Source organism: Variovorax sp. 10N432, from assembly GCF_056394465.1.
Window position 1 is genome coordinate 57,445 of sequence record NZ_JBFTHX010000019.1, and the last position, 24,976, is coordinate 82,420.

25 protein-coding genes are annotated in these 24,976 nt (G+C 69.2%); 5 read left to right on the forward strand and 20 right to left on the reverse strand.

The genetic code is table 11. From position 1 onward, the window contains the following. The first annotated feature begins 60 nt into the window (after window positions 1-60). Complete coding sequence (locus AC1DF3_RS21675; RefSeq protein ID WP_286534945.1) at window positions 61-675, forward strand: c-type cytochrome; 615 nt, start codon at window positions 61-63, stop codon at window positions 673-675. Between the two features lie 43 nt (window positions 676-718). On the opposite strand, the gene AC1DF3_RS21680 is transcribed toward AC1DF3_RS21675, so the two are convergent. The 4 genes from AC1DF3_RS21680 to AC1DF3_RS21695 are packed head-to-tail and all read right to left on the reverse strand — an operon-like array spanning window position 719 to window position 3,524. After that, complete coding sequence (locus tag AC1DF3_RS21680; RefSeq protein ID WP_478140817.1) at window positions 719-1,255, reverse strand: DUF2946 family protein; 537 nt, start codon at window positions 1,253-1,255, stop codon at window positions 719-721. A gap of 31 nt (window positions 1,256-1,286) precedes the next feature. Beyond that, window positions 1,287-2,261: a YheT family hydrolase gene (locus tag AC1DF3_RS21685; protein WP_478140818.1), complete on the reverse strand. Its 975-nt coding sequence runs from the start codon at window positions 2,259-2,261 to the stop codon at window positions 1,287-1,289. 8 nt (window positions 2,262-2,269) lie between these two features. Beyond that, window positions 2,270-2,722 carry a YybH family protein gene (locus tag AC1DF3_RS21690; protein ID WP_286506421.1) on the reverse strand — a complete coding sequence of 151 codons (453 nt, stop codon included), beginning with the start codon at window positions 2,720-2,722 and terminating at the stop codon, window positions 2,270-2,272. Window positions 2,723-2,768: 46 nt separating this feature from the next. Further along, entirely contained in the window at window positions 2,769-3,524 is a 756-nt protein-coding gene (locus tag AC1DF3_RS21695) for a hypothetical protein (RefSeq protein ID WP_286534948.1), read from the reverse strand. Window positions 3,525-3,569: 45 nt separating this feature from the next. On the opposite strand from AC1DF3_RS21695, the gene AC1DF3_RS21700 reads away from it, so the two are divergent. From AC1DF3_RS21700 to AC1DF3_RS21710, 3 genes are read left to right on the forward strand one after another with little or no spacing between them, the layout of a single operon-like run. Next, window positions 3,570-4,166 (forward strand): LemA family protein, encoded by a 597-nt coding sequence (locus AC1DF3_RS21700; protein WP_478140819.1) that lies wholly within the window; start codon window positions 3,570-3,572, stop codon window positions 4,164-4,166. Window positions 4,167-4,182: 16 nt separating this feature from the next. Then, on the forward strand, window positions 4,183-5,151 hold the full coding sequence (locus AC1DF3_RS21705; RefSeq protein WP_478140820.1) for a TPM domain-containing protein: 969 nt from the start codon (window positions 4,183-4,185) through the stop codon (window positions 5,149-5,151). A gap of 2 nt (window positions 5,152-5,153) precedes the next feature. Beyond that, window positions 5,154-5,669: a TPM domain-containing protein gene (locus AC1DF3_RS21710; protein ID WP_286534951.1), complete on the forward strand. Its 516-nt coding sequence runs from the start codon at window positions 5,154-5,156 to the stop codon at window positions 5,667-5,669. Here AC1DF3_RS21710 and AC1DF3_RS21715 read toward each other — a convergent pair. Next, window positions 5,666-6,499, reverse strand: a complete 834-nt coding sequence (locus AC1DF3_RS21715) for a class III extradiol dioxygenase family protein (protein WP_286534952.1) — start codon at window positions 6,497-6,499, stop codon at window positions 5,666-5,668. The genes AC1DF3_RS21710 and AC1DF3_RS21715 overlap by 4 nt on opposite strands. A gap of 20 nt (window positions 6,500-6,519) precedes the next feature. Then, on the reverse strand, window positions 6,520-6,858 hold the full coding sequence (locus AC1DF3_RS21720; RefSeq protein WP_478140821.1) for a protocatechuate 4,5-dioxygenase subunit alpha: 339 nt from the start codon (window positions 6,856-6,858) through the stop codon (window positions 6,520-6,522). 126 nt (window positions 6,859-6,984) lie between these two features. Between AC1DF3_RS21720 and AC1DF3_RS21725 the strand changes: the two genes are divergently transcribed. Beyond that, window positions 6,985-7,905, forward strand: a complete 921-nt coding sequence (locus AC1DF3_RS21725) for a LysR family transcriptional regulator (RefSeq protein ID WP_478140822.1) — start codon at window positions 6,985-6,987, stop codon at window positions 7,903-7,905. Window positions 7,906-7,917: 12 nt separating this feature from the next. On the opposite strand, the gene pdeM is transcribed toward AC1DF3_RS21725, so the two are convergent. From pdeM to AC1DF3_RS21795, 14 genes are all read right to left on the reverse strand, one after another. Beyond that, window positions 7,918-8,592, reverse strand: a complete 675-nt coding sequence (gene pdeM / locus AC1DF3_RS21730; RefSeq protein WP_286534956.1) for a ligase-associated DNA damage response endonuclease PdeM — start codon at window positions 8,590-8,592, stop codon at window positions 7,918-7,920. A gap of 33 nt (window positions 8,593-8,625) precedes the next feature. Further along, window positions 8,626-11,139: a ligase-associated DNA damage response DEXH box helicase gene (locus AC1DF3_RS21735; RefSeq protein ID WP_478140823.1), complete on the reverse strand. Its 2,514-nt coding sequence runs from the start codon at window positions 11,137-11,139 to the stop codon at window positions 8,626-8,628. Beyond that, complete coding sequence (locus tag AC1DF3_RS21740; protein ID WP_478140824.1) at window positions 11,139-12,785, reverse strand: ATP-dependent DNA ligase; 1,647 nt, start codon at window positions 12,783-12,785, stop codon at window positions 11,139-11,141. Before AC1DF3_RS21740 ends, AC1DF3_RS21735 begins: the two co-directional genes overlap by 1 nt. Next, window positions 12,782-13,819 carry a ligase-associated DNA damage response exonuclease gene (locus AC1DF3_RS21745; RefSeq protein ID WP_301806446.1) on the reverse strand — a complete coding sequence of 346 codons (1,038 nt, stop codon included), beginning with the start codon at window positions 13,817-13,819 and terminating at the stop codon, window positions 12,782-12,784. Before AC1DF3_RS21745 ends, AC1DF3_RS21740 begins: the two co-directional genes overlap by 4 nt. Window positions 13,820-13,912: 93 nt before the next feature. Further along, window positions 13,913-15,079, reverse strand: a complete 1,167-nt coding sequence (locus AC1DF3_RS21750; RefSeq protein ID WP_286534962.1) for a Gfo/Idh/MocA family protein — start codon at window positions 15,077-15,079, stop codon at window positions 13,913-13,915. Further along, window positions 15,079-16,044 (reverse strand): substrate-binding domain-containing protein, encoded by a 966-nt coding sequence (locus AC1DF3_RS21755; protein WP_286534963.1) that lies wholly within the window; start codon window positions 16,042-16,044, stop codon window positions 15,079-15,081. Before AC1DF3_RS21755 ends, AC1DF3_RS21750 begins: the two co-directional genes overlap by 1 nt. A gap of 58 nt (window positions 16,045-16,102) precedes the next feature. Beyond that, window positions 16,103-17,122, reverse strand: coding sequence for an ABC transporter permease (locus tag AC1DF3_RS21760; protein ID WP_286521907.1), 1,020 nt, complete (start codon window positions 17,120-17,122; stop codon window positions 16,103-16,105). After that, complete coding sequence (locus AC1DF3_RS21765; protein ID WP_478140825.1) at window positions 17,100-18,590, reverse strand: sugar ABC transporter ATP-binding protein; 1,491 nt, start codon at window positions 18,588-18,590, stop codon at window positions 17,100-17,102. Before AC1DF3_RS21765 ends, AC1DF3_RS21760 begins: the two co-directional genes overlap by 23 nt. Beyond that, window positions 18,587-19,756 carry an ROK family protein gene (locus AC1DF3_RS21770; protein WP_286535339.1) on the reverse strand — a complete coding sequence of 390 codons (1,170 nt, stop codon included), beginning with the start codon at window positions 19,754-19,756 and terminating at the stop codon, window positions 18,587-18,589. Before AC1DF3_RS21770 ends, AC1DF3_RS21765 begins: the two co-directional genes overlap by 4 nt. Window positions 19,757-19,982: 226 nt before the next feature. Next, entirely contained in the window at window positions 19,983-20,402 is a 420-nt protein-coding gene (locus AC1DF3_RS21775) for a F0F1 ATP synthase subunit epsilon (RefSeq protein ID WP_286506402.1), read from the reverse strand. A 9-nt stretch (window positions 20,403-20,411) separates the two neighbouring features. Beyond that, window positions 20,412-21,827 (reverse strand): F0F1 ATP synthase subunit beta, encoded by a 1,416-nt coding sequence (gene atpD / locus AC1DF3_RS21780; RefSeq protein ID WP_286534965.1) that lies wholly within the window; start codon window positions 21,825-21,827, stop codon window positions 20,412-20,414. A 43-nt stretch (window positions 21,828-21,870) separates the two neighbouring features. Then, the gene (gene atpG, locus AC1DF3_RS21785; protein ID WP_286534966.1) at window positions 21,871-22,746 is read right to left on the reverse strand and encodes a F0F1 ATP synthase subunit gamma; all 876 of its coding nucleotides are present in this window, start codon (window positions 22,744-22,746) and stop codon (window positions 21,871-21,873) included. 99 nt (window positions 22,747-22,845) lie between these two features. After that, window positions 22,846-24,399, reverse strand: coding sequence for a F0F1 ATP synthase subunit alpha (gene atpA / locus AC1DF3_RS21790; protein ID WP_286535340.1), 1,554 nt, complete (start codon window positions 24,397-24,399; stop codon window positions 22,846-22,848). Between the two features lie 37 nt (window positions 24,400-24,436). Next, complete coding sequence (locus tag AC1DF3_RS21795) at window positions 24,437-24,970, reverse strand: F0F1 ATP synthase subunit delta (RefSeq protein WP_286534967.1); 534 nt, start codon at window positions 24,968-24,970, stop codon at window positions 24,437-24,439. Window positions 24,971-24,976 lie beyond the last annotated feature (6 nt).

The window sequence follows — 24,976 nt, forward strand, 5'->3', positions numbered from 1 at the left end:
CCGGGGGCCTCTCTATAATCCGCCGTTGATCCGAATAAAGCCCCCGATACTGAGGACGCAATGAGCGACGACCCGCACTACCAGGCCACAGAAGAAGCCCACACCGGCCCGATCAAGAATCCGAAGCAACTGCTGCTCGCGGTCTTTTTCTCCTTCATCGCTCCCATCCTGATCATCGTCGGCCTCGTGTCGTTCGTCGTCTCGGGCACCCATCCCTCGGGTTCGGCGCAAGGCGACAGCATGTCGCTGTACGGCGTCTCCAAGGACACCCGCGACCGCGACATCGCCGACCGCCTGAAGAAGGTCGGCTCGATCGAGATCCGCGACGCCAACCGGCCGCTGGCCACCGGCGAGGCCGTGTTCAAGGCCCAGTGCGTGGCCTGCCACGGTGCGCCGGGCATCCCGGGCGCGCCGCACTACGGCGACGCCGCAGCCTGGGGCCCGCGCATCGGCCAGGGCTACGCCACGCTGGTCGAGCACGCGCTCAAGGGCAAGGGCGCGATGCCGGCCCAGGGCGGCGGCGACTTCGACGACATCGAGATCGGTCGCGCGGTGGTCTACATGGCCAACGCGGGCGGCGCCACCTTCCCGGTGCCCGACCGTCCGGCCGCGGCCCCGGCGGCCGAGGGCGCAGCCCCGGCCGATGCGGCCCCCGCGGTGGCCAGCGGCAAGTAAGCCGCCGCGACCCGACCCGAAGCCCGCGCGATGCGGGCTTTTTTCATGGCCGGGGCGACGGCTGGCCGGCGGACGGGCTCAGCACATGGCCGAAACGGGCCGGAAGGTCTTCGGCGCGGACATCCTCGGGGACCCATCGCCCCTGCTCGATCGCCTCGGCCGCCAGACCGACATCCTGCGTATGGACCAGGCCGAGACCGATGTCCGCCACCAGGTAGAGCCGGCCTTCGCCGTCGAGCAGGCAGGCCGTGGGCTCGATCGGCAGACCGGAATGCGAGCGGACCGACAAATCCTCCGACACCCGCCAGATCCACGGCGCGGCCTCGAGCTCGACGTAGACCCGCTGGGGCCCGTTCTGGAAGAACCACTGGCCCTGGTCGTCGTGTTCGTAGTTGCGCTGGATGAAGTCGATCAGCTTGTCGTGCCGCAGCTGTGAGCCCCTGGCCTGGCTGAACGGCCCCAGGGCCTGGGTGCGGTCGTCGCGCAGGAACCAGTTGCCGCGGGCGTCGAGCCCCAGCCAGCCGTAGCAGTGGGGCACGTTGGGCCACTTGGCAAGAGCCTTCAGAACGATCTCATCCATGGCGCCATTTTGCGCCGTGCGGGTCTGTGCCTCAGCGGTGTTCGTTCAGCCAGGCCACCACACGCTCGGGCATGGCCCGCACGTGGCCCGGAGGTGCACCGAGCGGGAAGCCCACGTGGCCGCCGTGAGCGGGCTGCCAGAGCGTCACGTGGCTGCCGACTTCGCCCTGGCGCGGCAGGCTCGCGGCCGGCACGAACGGATCGTTGACGGCGTTCACGACCAGCGCCGGGATCCGGATCCGGTGCAGGTGCGGCTTGGCCGAGCCCCGCGACCAGTAGTCGTCGGTGCTGCGGAAGCCGTGCAGCGGCGCAGTGAAGACATCGTCGAAGGCGTAGAGGTCGCGCGCCGCGAGCAGCTTCTCGCGGTCGAACAGGCCCGGGTGCTGGGCCAGCTTGGCCAGCGCCTTGGGCTTCATGGTCGACAGGAACATGCGCGTGTAGACCAGCCGGTTGAAGCCGCGGCCGATGGCGGCGCCGCCAGCCGCGAGGTCCAGCGGGGCGGAGATCGCGGCGACCGCGCTGGCCACCTTGGCGGCCTCGGACCCGGCCTCCTCGGCCCAGCGCATCAGCGCATTGCCGCCGAGCGAGACACCCGCCGCCAGCAGGGGCTGGGCCGGGTCGCGCTGTGCGCGCAGGCGGGCCAGGATCCAGCCGATCTCCTCGAAGTCGCCCGAATGGTAGGCCCGCGGCGCCAGGTTGAGCTCGCCGCTGCAGCCGCGGAAATGCGGCACGGCATAGTCCCAGCCCCGGGCATGGGCGTAGGCGCCGAAGACCTCGGCGTAGTGGCTTCTGGACGACCCCTCGAGGCCGTGGAACAGCACCAGCAGCGGCCTCGGGCCGGCCACCGCGGCATCCAGGAAGTCGACGTCGACGAAGTCGCCGTCGGGCGTGTCCCAGCGCTCGCGCCGGTAGGCCGGCAACGGTGCCTCGGCGCGCCGCGCGTACAGCGCGGGCCAGATGGTCTGGAGGTTGCCGCCGGGCAGCCAGCGTGGGGCGACGTACTGCATGGCCGCGCTCAATGCAGCGTCTGCGGCGCCTCGCTGGCGTCGCCGGGCTCGTGCGCACTGCCGGGGCTCGCATGGTGCGCGACCATGCGCCAGCCCTGTGCCGTGCGGTGATAGACGTTGGTGGCCAGCACGAATGCATGGCGCGGCCCCTCGGCGGTCAGCACCTCGATGCGCTCCAGCACGTTGTGGACCGCACTGGCGAGCGATTCGACCTTGCGCACCCGCGCCGGCGTGGCCTGGATGGCGCCGTTGCCGAACATGTGCTCGAAGGCGGCGCGGATCGCCTCGGCCCCGACCAGGCGCGGGCCGCCCGGGTGGACGCAGAACACCTCTTCCTCGTCGGCCCAGCAATCCATGAGGGCGTCGACGTCGCCCCGCTGCAGGGCTTCGTAGAAGGCGGCTTCGACATCGTCGGCGGTGCCGCCGATGGTGCTGGCGCGGAGTTTGGCTTTGGTGGACATGGTGGTGCTGCCGGAAGTAGCGATTTTGCCTCGGTCGCGCGACGCCTCAAGGGCCGGCGGCCACCCAGCCTTGCACCACCGAGCGCAGTTCGCCCTGGGTGGCGCGCCAGACCAGTTCGGGCGCCGCCACGTGCACCCCGGGCGGCGCCAGCGCCAATGCGACGTCGACCAGCTCGGCCACCTTGGAGGCCCGCGCCGGCTGCTCGCTGGGCGGCACCATGAAACGGGCGATCGACAGCATCCAGGCCGCCAGCCGCTCGGCGGGATGGGCCAGGCGCCGCGCCACCGGTTTCTGCGCCGAGCGCACCAGCAGCACGCGCTCGAAGCCCAGCGCCACCACCGCCTGCTCGTCGAGGCTGGCCAGGCCTCGCTTCAGCGCCTCGGGCAGCCGGCCCTGGTCGTGCGGCAGCACCACCGCCAGCGTCTGGACGCCGCACGACCGCAGCCAGCCGGCCAGCGCCGGCAGCTGCGCCGGCTCGGGCGTCCACAGCGCCCGTTCGCGGTCGTAGAAAAGCCGCGGCGGCTCGAACAGCACCAGCGCCGTGCGGGCGGCCACCGGCGGCCACTGCGCCATCGGCAGGTCCGGCACCTGCACGGTCTCGACGCCGGGCAGGCCGTCGCGGATGGGTTCGCGCGCGAGCACGTAGGTATGGTCGAAGCGATGGCGGCCCGCGAGCCGCCGCACCAGTTCGTGGCCCAGCACGCCGGTGGCGCCGGCGATCAGCAGCGCGCCCTTCGACGGCCGGCCATCGGAGGGTCGCCGGTTCGCGGCCTGCAGGGCCTGGAGCGGATCGGGCGCCATCCTTCTATGCTACCTTTGCCGACTTCGTACAGAGAGGGCTCGGACATGTTGAAACGCTGGCTACTGATCTTGATCGCGGCGCTGTCGCTCGCGGGCTGCGGCTACAACGACTTCCAGCGCCTCGACGAGGCCAGCAAGTCGGCCTGGAGCGAGGTGCTCAACCAGTACCAGCGGCGCGCCGACCTGGTGCCCAACATCGTCGCCACGGTCAAGGGCGAAGCCAACTTCGAGCAGGAGACGCTCACCAAGGTGATCGAGGCGCGGGCCAAGGCGACCTCGATCCAGGTCTCGCCCGAGACGCTCAACAACCCCGAGGCCTTCGCCCGCTTCCAGCAGGCGCAGGGCGAGCTGTCGGGCGCGCTGTCGCGGCTCATGGCGGTGTCGGAGCAGTATCCGAACCTGAAGGCCAACCAGGCCTTCCGCGACCTGCGCGTGACGCTGGAGGGCACCGAGAACCGCATCACGGTGGCGCGCAACCGCTTCATCCAGACGGTGCAGGAGTACAACGTGCTGGCCCGCAGCTTCCCGACCAACCTGACGGCCAAGGTGCTGGGCTACCAGCCCAAACCCAACTTCACGGTCCAGAACGAAGCCCAGATCTCGGCGCCGCCGACGGTCGATTTCAGCGCCCCGAAGAAGTAGGCGCGGCAGCCAGGCGATGACGGCGGCCCGCATCCGGCAGGCACTGACGGCCCTCCTCCTGGTGGCGGCGGCGCTGCTGGGCGCGCGGGCGCAGGGCCTGCTGCCGGTGCCCGCGCTCGACGCCCGCGTGATCGACCAGACCGGCACCTTGAGCGCCGCGCAGCGCAGCGCGCTCGACGCCAAGCTGCAGGCCTTCGAGCAGAAGAAGGGCTCGCAGATCGTGATGCTGATGGTCCCGACCACCCAGCCCGAGGACATCGCGAGCTACGCCAACCGGGTCGGAAACGCCTGGAAAATCGGCCGCAAGGCGGTCGGCGACGGCATCCTGGTGGTGGTCGCCAAGGACGACCGCAAGATGCGCATCGAGGTCGCCAAGGCGCTCGAGGGCGCGGTGCCCGACCTGGCCGCGGCCCGCATCATCGACGAGGCGATGAAGCCGCGCTTCCGCCAGAACGATTTCGCCGGCGGCCTCGATGCCGCGGCCGACCAGCTGATCGCCCGGGTCAACGGCGAGGCGCTGCCCGAGGTCGACGCCCGCGGCGGCGACTTCGGCGAGGCCCCGCGCGGCGGCAGCGGCTTCAACTGGCAGGACCTGGGCATCTTCCTGTTCGCGGTGGTGCTCGTGGGGGGCCCGATCGCGCGCCGCATCCTGGGCAAGATCCCGGGCTCGCTGGCGCTCGGCGGCCTGACCGGCGTGGTGGTGATGGTGCTGACATCCAGCCTCGTGATCGCGGTGCTGGCCGCGCTGGGCGCCCTGCTCTTCACGCTGCTGTCGACCGCCTTCGGCGCCGGGCCCGCGATCGGCCGGCGCGGCGGCGGCTTCGGCGGCGGCCTGGGCGGCGGATTGGGCGCCGGCGGCCTGGGCGGCTGGGGTGGCGGATCTTCTCGTGGCGGCGGCGGCGGTGGCGGCGGTGGCTTCGGCGGCGGTTTCGGCTCCGGCGGCGGTGGCGATTTCGGCGGCGGCGGCGCCTCGGGAGACTGGTAGTCATGGCCTTGTTCGCACGCCTCGCCCGCATCTGGCGCCATCGCTGGACCGACGAAGCCGACCTGCGCCGCGCGCTGCCGGCCGACCTGCTCGATCGCCTGACGCGCCGCGTATCCGCCAGCGAAAAGCGCCACACCGGCGAGATCCGCATCTGCGCCGAGGCCGGCCTGCCGCTGTCCTACCTGTGGCGGGATGCGCCGGCGCGGGAGCGCGCCATCATGCTGTTCGGCAAGCTGCGCGTCTGGGACACCGAGCACAACAACGGCGTATTGATCTACCTGCTGCTGGCCGAGCACGCGATCGAGATCGTCGCCGACCGCGGCATCGATGCGCGGGTCGACGACGCGCAATGGGCGGCCCTGGCGCAGCGCATGGGCGCCGCCTTTCGCGAGGGGCGCTTCGAGGACGGGCTGACCCAGGCGCTGGAAGAAGTGTCGGCGCTGCTGGTCGCGCACTTTCCGCTGGCCGAGGGCCAGGCCGACCGCAACGAACTGCCGGACGCGCCGGTGGTGCTTTAGGGCACCAGAAGCATCAGGCCCGAGGCCGTGTTGGAGATCGGCAGGTGGTAGTTCCGATGCAGGCAGCGGGCGCTTGACCCGAGGGCGCCGCGGGTGGCCAGCCACATCAGCAGCTCGACGCCCTGGGTGCCGGCCTTCTCGACCAGCTCATGGGTGCTGAACTGCGTCGCCCATTTCGGGTCGTCAACCAGGCTGTCCATGAACCGCAGGTCGAAGTCCTTGTTGATGAAGCCGGCGCGCTGGCCGTCCAGCTGGTGCGACAGGCCGCCCGTGCCCATCACGGCGACCCGGGCGTCGCTGTCCCAGCCGCGGATGGCGCGGCCGACCGACTCGCCCAGCGCGTAGCAGCGCCTGGCCGAAGGCAGCGGGAACTGGACCGTGTTGATGCACACGGGCACGACCTTCACGGGCCAGGCCTGGTCCGGCCACAGCAGCGCCATCGGCAGCGCGAAGGCGTGATCGACCTGCATCTCCTGGCAGCTCGTGATGTCGAACTCGTCTTGCACCAACGCGTCGATCAGTTGCCACGACAGCGTCTGCTCGCCCTCGAACGAGGCCATGACCGGCAGGCCCCAGCCTTCGTCGGCGCCGCTGTAGACCGGTGCGGCACCGACCGCGAAGGTCGGCATCTTGTCGAGGAAGAAGTTGAGGCCGTGGTCGTTGTAGAACACCACGAGCACTTCGGGCCGGGTCTCGGCCAGCCAGCGGTGCACTGGCGCGAAGGCATCGAAGAAGGGGCGCCAGTAGGGCTCCTGCTGCAGGTTGCGGGCGATCGCGCGGCCGATCGCCGGCACGTGGGAGGTGGTGATGGCACCAACGAGATTGGCCATGGCGGGTGTCTCCGGGCGGGTCAGGCGGCGGCCAGGAGCCGGGCCTGGAACTCGGCCTTCGTCAGGCCGGTCTGCTGGGCGCCGATGTCCTGCATGTCGAGGCCGAAGATGCCGGCGAACTTGGCGAGGTAGTAGGCGTTGCCGCCGGCCTCGATCAGCTGCAGCACATTGCGGGCGCGAATGGCTTCGCGCTGCTGCGCGGTCAATCCGTAGGCTGCGCAGCAGGCGTCCTCGTCGCGCACGAAGGCCTCGCGGTTGGCGGCTTGGTTGAAGGAAAAGCACATCTTGTTCAGCGCGTAGCCCTTGCGGGCCTGTCGGCCGTCGAACAGGGTCGTGCCGGGAATGTCGGGGGTGCACATGAAGGTCTCCTGGATGGGTCGATTGGGCAAATGCTTGACCTGGATCAATCGCGTGCACTCCAGACCGGCCTGCGCAGTGTTCCGGCAATCGACGCGCCGATAAAGGCCGACATACTCATGCCATCCATGAGCGAATTCGATCATTTGGATCTGGACGGCCACCTGCTGCGCCTGCTGCTCGCGGTGCACGAGGAAGGCTCTATCACGCGCGCGGCGCAGCGCCTGGGCGTCACCCAATCGGCGGTGAGCCATCTGCTGGACAAGCTGCGCGCCATCGTCGGCGACCCGCTGTTCGTCAAGTCCGGCCGCGGCATCGTGGCGACCGCGCAGGCCGAACTGCTGGCCGGGCGCGCCCGCGTGCTGCTCGACGAGTTGCGCGCCTTCAGCACCGCGGCCGGCTTCGAGCCCGCCCGGCTCACGGCCTGCTTCACCGTGGCCGCCAATGACCTGCAGCGCGACCTGCTGGTGCCGGCGCTGCTGCGCCGCCTTCGGGCCGAGGCGCCCTGCGTCACGCTGCGGGTCATCGCATCGGGCGCGCCGGTGCCCGCGATGCTGCGGGAACAGGCCTGCCAGTTGATCATCACGCCGCGTCCGCCCGAGGGCTCGGACATCATGCAGAAGCGGCTGTTCGAGGACCACTACCGCGTCTACTTCGACGCCGAATGCCGCGCCGCGCCAACCACCGAGGCCGACTACCTCGCCGCCGAACACGTGAGCGTCCTCTATGAACCGCTGCGGCGGCTCGACATCGACGATTGGTTCGCGCAACGCCATGTGGAGCGCCGCATCGTGGCCAGCGTCCCCGGCATGGCCGGGCTGGGCGCGCTGGTGCGCGGCGGGCCGTGGCTGGCCACCGCGCCCTCGCTGCTGATCGAGGGCGCCTTGCGCGGGCTGGCATCGGTGCCGGTGCCGCTGCACACGCCGGCGATGCCGATGTACATGGCCTGGCACCAGCGCCACCAGGTCGATCCGATCCACCGCTGGCTGCGCATCCACCTCGAGGCCGTGGTGGCCGCCACCTTGGCGGGGACGCGGCACCTGTCCTGACCGCGCCGCCCTTCAGGCCAGGCCGGGAAGCGCCCAGACGCCATTGCCGCCAACCGCGTAGAAGCGTCGCCCGGGCGCCGGCTCCACCTGCCAGCCGCCGGTGAATTCGCCGAAGGCGGGCAGGATCAGTTGTTCGCCCTCGCGCACGAAGCAGGGCATGCGCAGGCTGTCGCGGCCACGGCCATGCAGCCTGCAGGCCGGATGAAGATGGCCGGCCAGCACGAAATGGGTCGGATGACGCTGCGGGTGATGGCAGGCCGCGAAGGGGCCGATCCGATGCGGCTCGTCGACCAGTTGGAAGCGCAGCGCGGCCGGCGGGTCGCCGGCGCGGCTGTCGTGGTTGCCGCGCACCAGCGTGCAGGCCAGTGCGGCGTGGCGGTCGCGCCAGGCCGCCACCGCCGCCAGCAGCGTGGCCGTGCGGGCCTGCGCCGCATGCAGGAAATCGCCGAGGAAAACGATCTCGCGCGGCGCCAGCCGCTCGATCAGGCGGTCGAGCCGCGCCAGGTTCTCCTGCGTGGTGCCACCGGGGACCGGCTGGCCCAGCGCCCGGTAGGTGGCCGCCTTGCCCAGGTGCAGGTCGGCCGCGAACAGCACGCCGGCAGCCGGCCACCAGAGTGCGCGTTCGGGCAGCAGTTCGATGGTTTCGCCGGCCAGTTCGATCCGGCAGGCAGCGAGCGGCGAGGTCACGGTTCGAGTTTCCCAGAAAGCGGCGCGGCGGCTTCAATGGCCCGCGGCCGCGCTTTCGAACTGCTGCACCATGCGCGCGATGCGGTCGGCCACGCTCTCGTTCGAAAGCTTCTCGCGAAATCGCTCGACCATCAGCGGGAACGCGAAGGGCGTGGGCTTGGCGAGCGTGCGCAGCACCAGCCGTTGCGCACGCATGCGCGCCAGGCTGGCCCGCAGGCGGCCGATCTCGAGCTCCTGCGCCAGCAGTTCGGCCTCGGCTTGCTGCAGCAGCCGATTGGCCGGGTCGTACTTGCGGAACACTTCGTAGAACAGCGACGACGACGCCTGCAACTGCTTGTTGCTGCGCTTCTCGCCCGGATAGCCCTGGAAGATCAACCCGGAGACTCGCGCAATCTCGCGAAAACGGCGGCGCGCAAGCTCGGTGGCGTTCAGCGAGGCCAGCACCTCGTGCAGCAGTGCCGTGCGCTCGTCGTCATGCGCGATCGCATCCTGGGCCTCGGCATCGTGCCCGGCCACCAGCACCTTCGGCAGCAGCGTCGGCCAGTCGACCTCGGTGGCACTGAGCAGCTCGAAGCCGTAGTCGTTGACCGCGATCGAGAAGGTGCGCGGCTGGTGCTGCGCGACGCGCCAGGCGACGAGGTTCGCCAGCCCGAGGTGCACCGGCCGGCCCGCGAAGGGATACAGGAACAGGTGCCAGCCCTCGCGCGACTTGTGCACTTCGGCCAGCAGCGTCTCGGGTGTGGGCAGCGCCGACCAGCGCTGCTGGATCTCGAGCAGCGGACGCACGCATTGCAGTTCCGGCGTCTCGTAGCGGCCTTCGTCGGCGAGAGCGAGCTGCTGCACCACCGCGTCGGCCAGCGTGCTCGACAACGGCATCCGGCCGCCGTTCCAGCGCGGCACCGCGGAGCGCTTGCCGCTGGCGCGCCGCACCCAGGCGGTCATGTCGTGGATGCGCACCAGTTCGAGCAGGCGGCCGCCGAAGAGGAAGCAGTCGCCCGGCTTCATGCGCGCCACGAAGCCCTCCTCGACGCTGCCGATCTTCGCGCCGCCCAGGTACTGCACCGACAGGCTGGCGTCGCTCACAATGGTGCCGATGTTCATGCGATGACGGCGCGCCAGCCGCGCATCGGGCACGCGCCAGACGCCCTCGGCATCGGGCACCGCGCGCCGGTAGTCCGGGTAGGCGGCCAGCGATGTGCCACCCTGCGAGACGAAGTCCAGGCACCACTGCCAGCTCTCGCGCGAGAGCGCGGCATAGGCGGCCGTGCTGCGCACCTCGTCGTAGAGCGCGTCGGGCACGAAGCCGCCGCCGAGCGCCACCGTGACCATGTGCTGCACCAGCACATCGAGCGGATGCTCGGGCGAGCGGCGCGATTCGATGTGGCCGGCCGCGATCGCGGCGCGCGCCGCCGCGCCCTCGACCATCTCGATGCTGTGGGTCGGCACCAGCGTGACGCGCGATGGCCGGCCCGGCGCGTGGCCGGAGCGGCCCGCGCGCTGCAGCAGCCTGGCCACGCCCTTCGGGGAGCCGATCTGCAGCACGCGCTCGACCGGCAGGAAGTCGACGCCCAGGTCGAGGCTCGACGTGCAGACCACCGCCTTGAGCTCGCCGTTCTTCAGGCCCAGTTCGACCCACTCGCGCACCGCGCGGTCGAGCGAGCCGTGATGCAGCGCGATCTGCCCGGCCCAGTCGGGCCGCGCCTCGAGCATCGCCTGATACCAGATCTCGGACTGCGAGCGGGTGTTGGTGAAGACCAGCGTGGTGGTGCTGGCGGCGATTTCCTCGATGACCTGCGGCAGCATCGTGAGGCCCAGGTGGCCGCCCCACGGAAAACCCTCGGCCCGACCCGGCAGCAGCGAGTCGACGACCAGCTTCTTCGGCACCTCGCCCTGCACCAGCAGGCCCGGCTCGTCGCCCAGCAGGGTGCGCATCGCCTCTTCGAGATTGCCGAGCGTGGCCGACATGCCCCACACGCAGAGCCGGTCGTTCCAGCGCCGCAGGCGCGCCAGCGCCAGCTGCACCTGGACGCCGCGCTTGTTGCCGAGCAGTTCGTGCCATTCGTCGACCACCACCATGCGCAGCGTGCCGAGCACCTCGCGCGCATCGGCGCGCGCGAGCAGCAGCGACAGGCTCTCGGGCGTGGTGACGAGCACGGTCGGCAGACGCTGGTTCTGGGCGCTGCGCTCCGCCGAGCCGGTGTCGCCGCTGCGTGCGCCGGCGCTCCACGGATGCATCTCGGCACCGGCGGCGTCGAGCGCCTGCTGCAGGGCACGCAGGGTGTCGGCCGCCAGCGCGCGCATCGGCGTCAGCCACAGCACCGTGAGCGGCGCCGCGGCTTGTGGCCGCTTGCCGCCGGGACGTTGCGGCGGCGACGCGAAGGCCAACAGCGCGCCGAGCCAGACGGCGTAGGTCTTGCCGGCCCCCGTGGTCGCGTGCAACAGGCCCGAGCGGCCCTGCGCCACCGCCTTCCACACGGCGCGCTGGAACTTGAAGGCCTTCCAGCCACGCGCCGCGAACCAGGCATCGAGCGCTTGTTTCGTCGTCATCACGAAGGCAGCAGCGCCGCCAGGGTCTGCAGGGTATCGGCATCTTCGACGGTCTTGTCCTCGCGCCAGCGCAGCATGCGCGGGAAGCGCACCGCGATCCCGCTCTTGTGCCGCGGGCTGCGCGCGATGCCTTCGAAGCCGAGCTCGAACACCAGCGTCGGCCGCACGCTGCGCACCGGCCCGAAGCTCTCGATGGTGGTCTTGCGGATCACCGCATCGACTTTCGCCATCTCGGCGTCGGTGAGGCCCGAGTAGGCCTTCGCGAACGGCACGAGCTTGCGCTCTGCCGCTTCGGGCGGCCCGTCCCAGACCGCGAAGGTGTAGTCGCTGTAGAGGCTGGCGCGCCGGCCATGGCCGCGCTGCGCGTAGACCAGCACCGCATCGATCGAGAGCGGGTCGATCTTCCATTTCCACCAGGTGCCGACGTCCTTGGTGCGGCCGACGCCGTAGTGGGCGTCGCGCTGCTTGAGCATCATCCCTTCGACGCCCATGGCGCGCGCCGCCTCGCGCTGCCGGGCCAGGTCCGGCCAGTCGTCGCCGTGCAGCATCGGGCTGGCGATCAGCGACGGATGCCGCACGCTGGCGAGCAGGTCGTCGAGCTGCACGCGGCGCTCCTGCTGCGGCATGGCGCGCAGGTCGCGGCCCTGCCATTCGAGCAGGTCGTAGGCCAGCAGCACCACCGGGATCTCACGCAGCAGCTTCGGCCCGAGCGTCTTGCGGCCGATGCGCTTCTGCAGCTCGGCGAAGGGCTGCACACGGTCCTCGCGCCAGACCACGATCTCGCCGTCGAGCACCGTGCCGTCGGGCAATGCATCGCCCATCACGGAGAGCTCGGGGAAGCGATCGGTCACCAGCTCCTCGCCGCGCGACCAGAGCCAGACCTGGCCCGCGCGCTTGACCAGCTGGGCCCGGATGCCGTCCCACTTCCACTCGACGATCCATTGCGAAGGCGCACCCAGGGCGGCATCGAACTGGTCGAGCGGCAGGTTGAACGGATGGGCCAGAAAAAAGGGATAGGGCTGGCCACTGGTCTTCTGGTCGCGCTCGCCGGTGCTCTCCGGCGAGATCAGCGCCGCATAGTCGGCGGCCGTCGGCTGGCCGCTGATGTGGGTGTATCCCATGAGCCGCTGGGCCACGCGCTTGGGGTCGAGCGCGCCGACCGCGGCCAGCGCCTGCGTGACCTGCAGCTTCGACACGCCGACGCGAAAGCCGCCCGTGATCAGCTTGAAGTAGACCAGCCGCTCGTCGATGGCGAGGCGCTGCCACTGCGCTCGCAGCGCATCGGGCAAGGCGTCCGGAGGCGTCTTTCGCAGCGGCAGCAGGTGCGCCTCGATCCATTCCGCAAGGCCCATGTCGTGCCTGTCGGTCGGCGCCGGCAGCAGCAGTGAGATCGTCTCCGCGAGATCGCCGACCGCTTCATAGCTTTCGTCGAACAACCACTCGGGCAGGCCCGCGGCCTCCTGCGCGAGCAGCCGCAAGAGCTTGGCGGGCACCAGCTGGCGCGGCTTGCCACCGGCCAGGAAGTACACGGCCCAGGCCGCGTCCGGCGCCGGTGCGTCCTGCAGATAGCGCTGCAGCGCGGCCTGCTTGGCGAGGCTGGAGGTGGTCGCGTCGAGTTCGCGATAGAGCGCGGCGAATTGCTTCATGGCGCAGGCGCGACCGGCTCCGTGTCTTCGTCGCCGTATTCGGTCTTGAAGCCCTGGGCCTCGAGCCCGTTCTCTGTCAGCCAGCGGACCAGCACCGCGACGCTGCCGTGGGTGACGAACACCCGCTCGGCGCCGGTGCCCGCGATGGCCTGCTGCAGGCCGGGCCAGTCCGCGTGGTCGGACATCACGAAGCCGCGATCGACACCGCGCCGACGCCGCGTGCCGCGCAGCTGCATCCAGCCGCTGGCGAAGGCATCCGAATAGTTGCCGAAGCGGCGCATCCAGGGCGTGCCCTGGGCCGATGGCGGCGCCAGCACCAGCGCGCGCCTGAGCAGCGCGGCATCGACGCCCGGATCGGTCACGCGAACGGTCGGCGGCAGCGCCACGCCGGCGGCGCGGTACACCGCGTTGAGCGGCTCGACCGCGCCGTGCACCACGATCGGCCCGATGGCCGGATCGACGCCGTGCAGGATCCGCTGCGCCTTGCCGAAGGCATAGCAGAGCAGCACCGACGCCCTGCCCTGTTCGGCGTTGGCGCGCCACCAGTCGTTGATCTCGGCGAACAGCGCCGCCTGCGTCGGCCAGCGATAGATCGGCAGGCCGAAGGTCGACTCGGTGATGAAGGTGTCGCAGGGCACCGGCTCGAAGGGCGTGCAGGTGCCGTCGGGCTCGGTCTTGTAGTCGCCCGAGGCGACCCAGACCCGGCCGCCGTGTTCGAGCCGCACCTGGGCCGAGCCGAGCACATGGCCAGCCGGGTGCAGCGAGATGCGCACGCCGTTCTGCACGATCGACTCGCCGTAGGGCAGGGTCTGCAAGGTGATCTCGCCGAGCCGCGTACGCAGCGTGCCTTCGCTGTCGGTGTGCGCCAGGTAGTGGCCGTGGCCAACGCGGGCATGGTCGGAGTGCGCGTGGGTGATGACGGCGCGGTCGACCGGGCGCCATGGATCGATGTAGAAGTCGCCCGGCGGGCAGTAGAGGCCTTCGGGGCGGGCGACGACGAGGTCGCCGGAGGACGTGGGCGGCGCAGTGACCATGGTTCCCGCCATGGTAGGCCGCGCAAGGGCCGGCAGCGCCGTGACTCGGGCGCGACGCGATGTGGGCCGGGGCCTACGCGCGCGCCCGACGCCCTACCACGCCGTCCATTTCTGCTCGCTGCCCGCCGAGGCCACGGTGCGTTCGATGAAGCGCACACCGCGCGCACCGTCTTCGACCCGCGGATAGTCGGCCGCGAGGGGATCGGCCGCCTGGCCCGCGAGCCTCGCCCGGATGTCCGCGACCACCCCGCCGTAGACATTGGCGAAGGCCTCGATGAAGCCCTCCGGATGCCCGCTCGGCAAGCGGCTCGCGCGCCGCGCCGACTCGCACAGCCATGGCGCGCCGCGCGTGAAGATGCGCTTCGGGCCGTCGTGCGGGAAGTGCACGAGTTCGCTCGGCTGCTCCTGCCGCCAGACCAGCGTGCCGAGCGTGCCCGAGACCCGCAGCCGCAAGTCGTTCTCCAGGCCGGTGTTGACCTGCGATGCGATCAGCACCCCGCGCCCGCCACCGCGGAATCGCAGCAGCAGGCTGCCGTCGTCGTCGAGCGGCCGCCCGGGCACCAGCGCGCTCAGGTCGGCACAGAGGCTCTCGATCTCGAGGCCGGTGACGGTCGCCACCAGGTTCTCCGCATGCGAGCCGATGTCGCCGATGGCCCCGGCGGCACCGCTGCGCGCCGGATCGCTGCGCCAGGCCGCCTGCTTGTTGCCCTCGCCCTCGAGCCGGGTCGCCAGCCAGCCCTGGTTGTATTCGACCACCACCTTGCGGATCTCGCCGAGCTCGCCCGCGCGCACCATCTCGCGCGCCTGCCGCACCATCGGGTAGCCGGTGTAGTTGTAGGTGACGCCGAACACCGTGCCCCGGCGCGCCACCGCCGCGACCAGTGCATCGGCCTGGTCACGCGTATGCACCAGCGGCTTGTCGCAGACAACATGGAAGCCGGCGTCGACGAAGGCCTGCGCCACGGGGTAGTGCACATGGTTCGGCGTGACGATCGAGACGAAGTCGATGCGCTCGGCGGCCGGGCGCTTCAACTCATCGTCGAGCAGCGCCTGCCAGTCGCCATGATTTCGATCGTCCGCCAGGAACAGGTCGCGCCCCGAGGCCTTGGCCTTGTCCGGGCTCCCGGACAGCGCGCCCGCCACCAGTTCGGCCTGCCCATCGAGCGCGATCGCCTTGCGGTGCACCGCGCCGATGAAGGCGTCGCGCCCCCCGCCGACCATCGCGTAGCGCAGCTTGCGGCCAGAGGTCTCCGGAGACATCAGAATGGCGAGTCGGGGTGGTAGAAGCTCTTCGCGTTGTCCTTGGTGATCAGCACCGACGGAATGATCGTCGTCGCCGGCAGCTTCTCGCCCTTCAGCCGCGCTTCGGCCGTGAGCTTGATCGCGTCGTAGATGAACTTCGGCGAGTAGCTCACGTCGGCCTGGATGCGCGGGTCCTTGCCGTCCATGATGGTCTTGACCATGCCCTTGGCGCCGGCACCGCCGAACACCACCAGAATGTCGTCGCGCTTGGCCTGCTCGATCGCCTTCAGCACGCCCACCGCCATGTCGTCGTCGGCGGCCCAGATGGCGTCGATCTTCTTGAAGCGCGTCAGGTAGTCCTGCGTGACCTTGAAGGCATCGTCGCGGTTCCAGTTGGCGTACTTGGCGTCCAGCAAGGTGATGCCGGGGTAGTTCTTGAGCACGCTGTTGAAGGCGTCCATGCGCTCGTTGTCCAGCGTGGTCGCGATGCCGCGCAGCGCCACCACGTTGCCCTTGCCGTCCAGCTTCTTCGCGATGTACTCGGCCGGAATCTTGCCGAAGGCGGTGTTGTCGCCGGCCACGTAGGCGTCCTGCGCGCTGGTGTCGGTCAGGCCGCGGTCGACCACCGTGACGTAGGCGCCCTTGGCCTTGACCTGGGCCACCGGCTTGGTCAGCGCCGCCGACTCGAACGGGAACACCACCAGGGCGTTGATCTTGGTCACGGTCGACAGATCCTGCAGCTGGTTGGCCTGCTCGGGCGCGTTGGCCGCGGTCTTGATCGTGATCTTCAGATCCTTGTGCTCCTTCTCGAGATCCTTCTTGGCCTGGTTGGCCCAGTAGTTGATGCCGCCCATGAAGCTGTGCGTGGCGGCCGGGATCGACACGCCGAGGTTGACCGTCTCGGCGGCCGCCAGCGCCGGGAAGGCCGCGATGCTCGCGGCGGCAATGGCGCCGAGCGCCAGGCGTCGTGTGAGGGAAGTCATGCTGCTTGTCTCCTGTTGTGAAAAAGAAGTGGAACGGACGGGAAAGCGAATTCGGCCCCTAGCGCTTGCCGCGCTGCAGGAAGGCCACGACGATGATCACGATGCCCTGCACCGCGGCATTCAGGTACACGCTGATGATGCTGGTGAGGTTCAGGATGTTGCTGATGACCGACAACAGGATCGCGCCGATCACGGTGCCCGTGATGCTGCCGGCACCGCCCTTCAGCGCCGTGCCGCCGACGATCACCGCCGCGATCGCCTCGAGCTCCCACAGCAGGCCGGTGGTGGGCGAGGCCGAGCCGAGCCGCGGCACGTACAGCAAGGTGGCGATGCCGACGCACACGCCCAGCAGCACGTAGGTCATGATCTTCACGTTGTCGACGCCCACCGCGGCGTAGCGCGCCACCTGCTCGTTCGAGCCGATGGCCTGCACGTAGCGCCCGTAGGCGGTGCGGTTGAGGATCAGCCCGCCGATCACCGCGACGATGAAGAACACCCACACCGGCACCGGAATGCCCAGCAGGCTCGCGTAGTACACCGGCGCGTAGAGGTCCGACAGCTCGTTGTCCAGGGTCAGCGCGCCGCCGTCGGCGAAGTAGGTCAGGTAGGCCCGGAAGATGCCCAGCGTGCCGAGCGTCACGATGAAGGGCTCGATCCGCCCCTTGGTGATCAGCAGGCCGTGCGCCAGGCCGAACACGGCGCCGAGCACCACGGCCAGCACCGCGCCGAGCACCACCGCGAGCAGCGGCGAGCCGAGCGCCGGGCCCATCGCGTTGATGAACATGATCACGCAGCCGGCGATCAGCGCGGCCATCGAGCCGACCGACAGGTCGATGCCGCCCGAGATGATCACGAAGCACATGCCGACCGCGATGATGCCGATGAAGGCGGTGCGGGTGAGCACGTTCATCGCGTTGTCGAGCGTGGCGAAGTCGCCGTTCAGCAAGGTGCCGGCGATGCACAGCAGCACCAGCCCGATGACCGGACCGAAGCCATGCAGGCGCTCGGTCCAGCGCGGCTGGACGACCGGGCGGTGCGCGGCCTGTGTGTCGGTGCTAGGGAGCTGTTCCGGTGGCATGGGCGATGAGCTCCTCTTCGGTGAGATGTTCGGCGTCGAGCGTGGTGACCAGCTTGCCCGCACGCATCACGGCGACGCGGTGGCAGAGTCCGATCAGCTCCATCAGCTCGGACGAGACGACGATCACGGCCAGTCCCTGCCGGGCCAGCCGCTGGATCAGGAAATAGATGTCGCGCTTGGCGCCGACGTCGACGCCGCGGGTCGGCTCGTCGAGCACCACCACCTTGGGCTGCGGCTGCAGCACCTTGGCCAGCGCCAGCTTCTGCTGGTTACCGCCCGACAGCGACGAGGCGCGGGCGTCGAGGTCGCCGGTGCGGATACCGTAGTCCTTCACGGCCTCGGCCAGCGCGGCGCGCTCGGCGTCGGGCTTGAGCCAGGGCTGCGCATAGCGTTCCAGCGCCATCAGCGTGAGGTTCTGGCGCAGCCCCAGGTTGACGTGCAGGCCCTTGCCCTTGCGGTCCTCGCTCAGGTAGGTCAGGCCATGGCGGGCGGCGTCGCGCGGATTGCGGAAGCTGCGCACGTGGCCGTCGATCTCGACCGAGCCGCTGGCCGGGCGCAGGCCCAGCACGCCCTCGAACAACTCGGTGCGCCCGGCGCCGACGAGGCCCGCGAAGCCGAGGATCTCGCCCGGACGGACGTCGAAATTCGCGTCCCGGGCCCAGCCGGGCACGACGAAGTCGCGCACCCGCAGCGCCGGTTCCGTCGCCGTGACGACCACGTCGCGCGGCGGATAAAGGTCGGCGAGTTCGCGCCCGACCATCAGGTTCGCCATCTGCTGTCGCGTGACCTCGGCGGTCGGCGCCCGGGTCACGAAGCGGCCGTCGCGCATCACGATGACCTCGTCCGTGACCTGTTCCACCTCGTCGAGCTTGTGCGAGATGTAGACGATGGTCACGCCTTCGGCGCGCAGCTGCGCGATCAGCTTGAACAGGCGTTCGGTCTCGCCGGGCGTCAGCGTCGCCGTCGGCTCGTCCATGATGAGCAGCCGGGCATGGCGCGAGACCGCCTTGGCGATCTCGACCAGCTGCTTCTCGGCCACGATCAGCCGCCGCACCTTGGTCCTCGGGTCGACATCGAGCCCGACCGCGGCCAGCGCGCTCGCCGCCTCGCGCTCCATTGCGGCGTCGTCGAGCAGCCAGCCCTTCTTCTTTTCATGCCCGAGGAAGATGTTCTGCGCCACGCTGAGGTCTTCCGCGAGGTTGAACTCCTGGTGGATCAGCACGATGCCCAGCGCCTCGGCATCGCGCGAGCTGGCGAATTGGCGCGCCTCGCCGTTCACGCGCAGCGTGCCGTCGGTGAGCGATTCGTAGCCGGCCAGGATCTTCATCAGCGTCGATTTGCCTGCGCCGTTCTCGCCCAGGAGGCCATACACCCGCCCGGGCTCGAGCGCGAACGACACGCCGTGCAGCACCTGCACCGGGCCGAAGGACTTGCGCACCTGCTCGAACGAGACCGACACGCTCTTCATGGCGCCACCCCCCGCACCTTGAGCGTCTCGTGCATCGCGAGCGCGCCGGCGCCGATCAGCCCGGCCTGCGCCCCGAGCGGCGTGTACTGGATCTCGAGGTGGCGCGTCGACAGCGCCAGCGAGCGCTGGTAGACGCTCTGGCGCACCGCGGCCAGGAACAGCGGGCCGATCCGCGTGATGCCGCCGCCGATGAACACATGCGAGGGATTGAAGAAATTGACGATCGACGCCAGCATCTGGCCGATCAGGCTGCCGGCGCGCTGCACGATCGCATTGGCCGAGGCATCGCCGGCGCGGCTGGCCTCGCCGACATCGATGGCGTCGATCCGGCCCTGGGCACGCAGGCATTCCGCCAGCGCGGCGCTCTCGCCGGCCATGGCGGCCTCCACCGCCATCCGCGTGATCGCCGGGCCGGCCGCCATCACCTCGACGCAGCCCAGGTTGCCGCAATGGCAGCGCGGGCCTTCCTGGTCGACGCAGATGTGGCCGACGTCGCCGGCCGAGCCGGCGGCGCCGCGATAGACCTCGCCGTGGCAGACAATGCCGCAGCCGATGCCGGTGCCTACCTTGATCACCAGGAAGTTGGTGAGCGAGCGCCGCAGCCGCCACAACTCGCCGAGCGCCATCAGGTTCACGTCGTTGTCGACGAACACCGGCGCGGCGTACTCCTCGCGCAGATAGTCGCGGATCGAGAAGCTGTCCCAAGCCGGCATCAGCGGCGGATTCACGAGCTGGCCGATCTCGAAATTGACCGGGCCCGGCACGCCGATCCCGATGCCGATCACCTGGCGCGGCGCGAAACCCGCACGCGACAGCAGTTCGCGCACCAGCACCCGCACCCGCGCCAGCACCACGCCCGGGCCCTCGCGCACGTCCGCCGGCTCGCCATGGTGGGCCAGCACGGCCAGGTCGGGACCGAGCACCGCCACATCGACGCTGGTGGCGCCGATGTCGATGCCGACCACCACGCCCAGGCCCGCATGCAGCTGGAGGTTCTCGGGCCGGCGTCCGCCCGACGAGCGCTGCAGGCCGGCTTCGGCCAGCAGGCCCTGTTCAACCAATCCGGCGATCAGCGCGTTGGTCTTGCTCTTGGAGAAGCCGAGCTGTTCGGCCATGCCGTGGCGCGACCCGCCGGCCGACCAGAAGGTGGTCTCCAGCAGCTGCATCTCGTCCGCGGTCAATCGGCTCCAGGGGGCCAAGTGCTTGTCTCCGGTATTCGTTCTTCTGTCGTGCCTGGCCGGGGCCGGCCTGAACGATGGCGAATACTAGGGGCGCGGCTTCAGCCAAACAAGTCCCATCTTCGACCAAATAAAGTCCGAAGTTGTTGACTGCCAGGCGCGGAAACGAAAAAGCCGCCCGAAGGCGGCTTTGACTCGGAAAGCGCGGGCGCGCCTACTTCTTCTGGCGGTACTTGCGCAGGGCGGCCAGCTGGGCCGCCATCACGGCCAGTTCCGACTGTGCCATCGCGATGTCGATGTCGGTCTTGGCGCTCTTGAGTGCTTCCTCGGCCGCGGCCTTGGCGGCGTTGGCCTTTTCGCTGTCGAGGTCCTTGCCGCGGATCGCGGTGTCGGACAACACGGTCACGGTGGTGGGCTGCACTTCGAGAATGCCGCCGGCCACGAAGACGAATTCCTCGCCGCCGTCGGCCGTCTCGATGCGCACCGCGCCGGGGCGGATGCGCGTGATCAGCGGCGTGTGGCGCGGGTAGATGCCGAGCTCGCCGGCTTCACCGGGCAGAGCAACGAACTTGGCCTCGCCCGAGAAGATCGACTCCTCGGCGCTGACCACGTTGACGTGAATGGTGCCTGCCATGGGGATTCCTTAAGCGACCTTCTTGGCCTTTTCGAACGCTTCGTCGATGCTGCCCACCATGTAGAACGCTTGTTCCGGCAGGTGGTCGGCTTCGCCGTTCACGATCATCTTGAAGCCGCGGATGGTCTCGCTCAGCGGCACGTACTTGCCGGGCGAGCCGGTGAACACTTCGGCCACGTGGAAGGGCTGCGACAGGAAGCGCTGGATCTTCCGGGCGCGGGCCACGGCCAGCTTGTCTTCGGGCGCCAGTTCGTCCATGCCCAGAATGGCGATGATGTCGCGCAGTTCCTTGTAGCGCTGCAGCGTGCCTTGCACGGCGCGGGCCACGTTGTAGTGCTCTTCGCCGACCACGTTCGGGTCGAGCTGGCGCGAGGTCGAGTCGAGCGGGTCCACGGCCGGGTAGATACCGAGCGAAGCGATGTCGCGCGACAGCACCACGGTGGAGTCCAGGTGGGCGAAGGTGGTGGCGGGCGACGGGTCGGTCAAGTCGTCGGCCGGCACGTACACGGCCTGGATCGAGGTGATCGAGCCGACCTTGGTCGAGGTGATGCGCTCTTGCAGGCGGCCCATTTCCTCGGCCAGCGTGGGCTGGTAGCCCACGGCGGAAGGCATCCGGCCCAGCAGTGCCGACACTTCGGTACCGGCCAGCGTGTAGCGGTAGATGTTGTCGACGAAGAACAGCACGTCGCGGCCTTCGTCGCGGAACGACTCGGCGATGGTCAGGCCGGTCAGCGCCACGCGCAGACGGTTGCCCGGGGGCTCGTTCATCTGGCCGTAGACCATGGCCACCTTCGACTCGCCGAGGTTCTCCAGGTTCACGACACCGGAGTCGGCCATCTCGTGATAGAAGTCGTTGCCTTCGCGGGTGCGCTCACCGACGCCGGCAAACACGGACAGACCCGAGTGCGCCTTGGCGATGTTGTTGATGAGCTCCATCATGTTCACGGTCTTGCCGACGCCGGCGCCGCCGAACAGGCCCACCTTGCCGCCCTTGGCGAACGGGCACACCAGGTCGATCACCTTGATGCCGGTTTCGAGCAGGTCTTGCGAGGGCGAGAGTTCGTCGTAGGCCGGGGCCTTGCGGTGGATCGAGGCGGTCAGGGTCTGGTCGACCGGGCCGCGCTCGTCGATCGGCGCGCCCAGCACGTCCATGATGCGGCCCAGCGTGCCCTTGCCCACGGGCACGGTGATCGGGGCTTGCGTGTTGGTCACGATCAGGCCGCGGCGCAGGCCGTCGGAGGAACCCAGCGCAATCGTGCGGACCACGCCGTCGCCGAGCTGCTGCTGCACTTCGAGGGTCAGTGCGCTGCCTTCGAACTTGAGCGCGTCGTAGATCTTCGGCATCTTGTCGCGCGGGAATTCCACGTCGACCACGGCGCCGATACATTGAACGATCTTGCCTTGAACTGCTTCTGCTTGAGCCATGTCTGCTCCGATAAAAATTTAAATCTGTTGAGGGCCGAAAGGCTCAGACGCCGGCGGCCGCCGCGGCGCCCGAGACGATTTCCGACAGCTCTTTGGTGATGCCTGCCTGGCGGGTCTTGTTGTAGACCAGCTTGAGTTCGTCGATCACGTTGCCCGCGTTGTCGGTCGCGGCCTTCATGGCCACCATCCGGGCGGAGTGCTCGGACGCCATGTTCTCGGCCACCGCCTGGTACACCAGCGATTCGACATAGCGCACCAGCAGCTCGTCGATCACGCTTTGCGCATCGGGTTCGTAGATGTAGTCCCACGAGTGATGGCCCGACTCGGTGCGCAGCGTGTCCGCGGCCAGGGGCAGCAGTTGCTCCACCACCGGCTCTTGCTTGATGGTGTTGACGAACTTGGTGTAGCAGAGGTGCACGGCCGAGACCTTGCCTTCGGCGTAGGCGTCGAGCAGCGCCTTGACCGGCCCGATGAGCTTGTCGAGGTGCGGCGTGTCGCCCAGGTGCGTGACGTGCGAGACGACCCGCGCGCCGATGCGGTTCAGGAAGCCCAGGCCCTTGCTGCCGATGGCGACCGAGTCGATCGTCTTGCCGGCCGCCTGCGCCTCGCGCATCTTGGCGGTCACGGCGCGCAGCAGGTTGGTGTTCAAGCCGCCGCACAGGCCCTTGTCGCTGGTCACGACGATGAACCCGATCACCTTGGCCTCGCTCGTCTTCATGAAGGCGTGCGTGTACTCCGGGTTCGCCTGGCCGAGGTTGGCCGCGATGTCGCGGATCTTCTCGCTGTAGGGGCGGGCCGCGCGCATGCGTTCCTGCGCCTTGCGCATCTTGGAAACCGAGACCATTTCCATGGCCTTGGTGATCTTCTTGGTGTTCTCCACCGATTTGATCTTGCCGCGGATTTCCTTACCAGCTGCCATGGGTACCTCCGCCGAGCCGCCTCAAGGAGGTACGCGCCCCCTCGGGGGGCAACGAGCGAATGCGAGTGTGGGGGCTCATAGCTCTTCCTTGGTCGTCGATCAGGCGAACGACTTCTTGAACGCGGCGACGGCCGTGTTCAGTTCGGCTTCGGCGTCCTTGTCGAGCGCCTTGGACTGCTCGATCTTGTCGAGCAGCGCGCCATGGCTGGACTTCAGGAACTGGTGCAGGCCGTGTTCGAAGGGCAGGATCTTCTTGATCTCGATGTCGTCCATGAAACCCTTGTTGACCGCGAACAGCGTGGCACCCATCAGCGAGATGGGCAGCGGGCTGTACTGGGTCTGCTTGAGCAGTTCGGTCACGCGGGCGCCGCGGTCGAGCTGCTTGCGGGTCGCTTCGTCGAGGTCGGAAGCGAACTGCGCGAACGCAGCCAGTTCACGGTACTGCGCCAAGTCGGTACGGATACCGCCCGACTGGCCCTTGATGACCTTGGTCTGCGCCGACGAACCCACGCGCGACACCGAGATACCGGCGTTGATGGCGGGGCGGATACCGGCGTTGAACAGGTTGGTTTCCAGGAAGATCTGGCCGTCGGTGATCGAGATCACGTTGGTCGGAACGAAAGCGGACACGTCGCCGGCTTGCGTTTCGATGATCGGCAGCGCGGTCAGCGAGCCAGTCTTGCCCTTGACTTCACCCTTGGTGAAGGCTTCGACGTATTCGGCGTTGACGCGGGCTGCGCGTTCGAGCAGGCGGCTGTGGAGATAGAACACGTCGCCGGGGTAGGCTTCGCGGCCCGGCGGGCGGCGCAGCAGCAGCGAGACCTGGCGGTAGGCCACAGCCTGCTTGGACAGGTCGTCATAGACGATCAGAGCATCTTGGCCGCGGTCGCGGAAGTATTCGCCCATCGTGCAGCCCGAATAGGCCGACACGTATTGCATGGCGGCCGATTCCGAAGCGGAAGCTGCAACCACGATCGTGTATTCCATCGCGCCGGCTTGTTCCAGAGCGCGCACCACGTTCTTGATCGACGAAGCCTTCTGGCCGATCGCGACGTAGACGCAGGTCATGTTCTGACCCTTCTGGTTGATGATCGCGTCGATCGCCACGGCGGTCTTGCCGGTCTGGCGGTCGCCGATGATCAGCTCGCGCTGGCCACGGCCGATCGGCACCATCGAGTCGATCGACTTCAGGCCGGTCTGCATCGGCTGGTCGACCGACTTGCGGGCGATCACGCCCGGGGCGACCTTTTCGATCACGTCGGTCATCTTGGCGTTGATCGGACCCTTGCCGTCGATCGGCTGGCCCAGTGCATTCACCACGCGGCCGATCAGTTCGGGGCCCACCGGCACTTCCAGGATGCGGCCCGTGCACTTGACGGTGTCGCCTTCGGAGATGTGCTCGTACTCGCCCAGAATCACGGCGCCGACCGAATCGCGCTCGAGGTTCAGCGCCAGGCCGAACGACGGCGTGCCGTCGGCCGACGGCGGGAACTCGAGCATTTCGCCCTGCATCGCGTCCGACAGGCCGTGCACGCGCACGATGCCGTCGGTCACCGACACCACGGTGCCTTCGTTGCGGATGTTCGCGCTGACGCCGAGGCCCTCGATGCGGCTCTTGATCAGTTCGGAAATTTCTGCGGGATTGAGTTGCATGACTCTTTCCTTCTTTCTTTGTAAGGGGCTGGCGACCTCAAGCGGCTGCCAGCGCAACTTTCATTTGTTCAAGGCGCGCTTTGACGGAGGTGTCGAGCACTTCGTCACCGACCACCACACGAATGCCGCCGATCAGCGACGGGTCCTGCTGGACCGTGAACTGCAGCTTGCGGCCGAAACGCTTTTCGAGCGCGGCGGAGATGTTGCCCAGGGCGGCGCCGTCGATCGGGAAGGCGCTGTACACCACGGCATCCGACGTGCCGCTCTGCGCGCTGGCCAGCACGCGGAACTGCTTGGCGATCTCGGGCAGCGCGGTGAAGCGGCCGTTCTCGAGCAGCGCCATCAGGAAGTTGTTCGCCGCAGGCGGCAGCGGCGAACCGTGCGCGGCGGCGACAACGCCGAGCACCTGCTCGGGCGTGGCCTTGGGGTTGTCCGCAAACTGGAGCAACTCGGGATTGGCGGCGATGGCGGCGACGTTGTCGAGCCAGGCGCCGGTTCCGGCGAGGTCCGACGAAGACGCCTTGAACAGCGCTTCGGCGTAGGGACGTGCGATGGTGGCGAGTTCGGCCATGGCGTG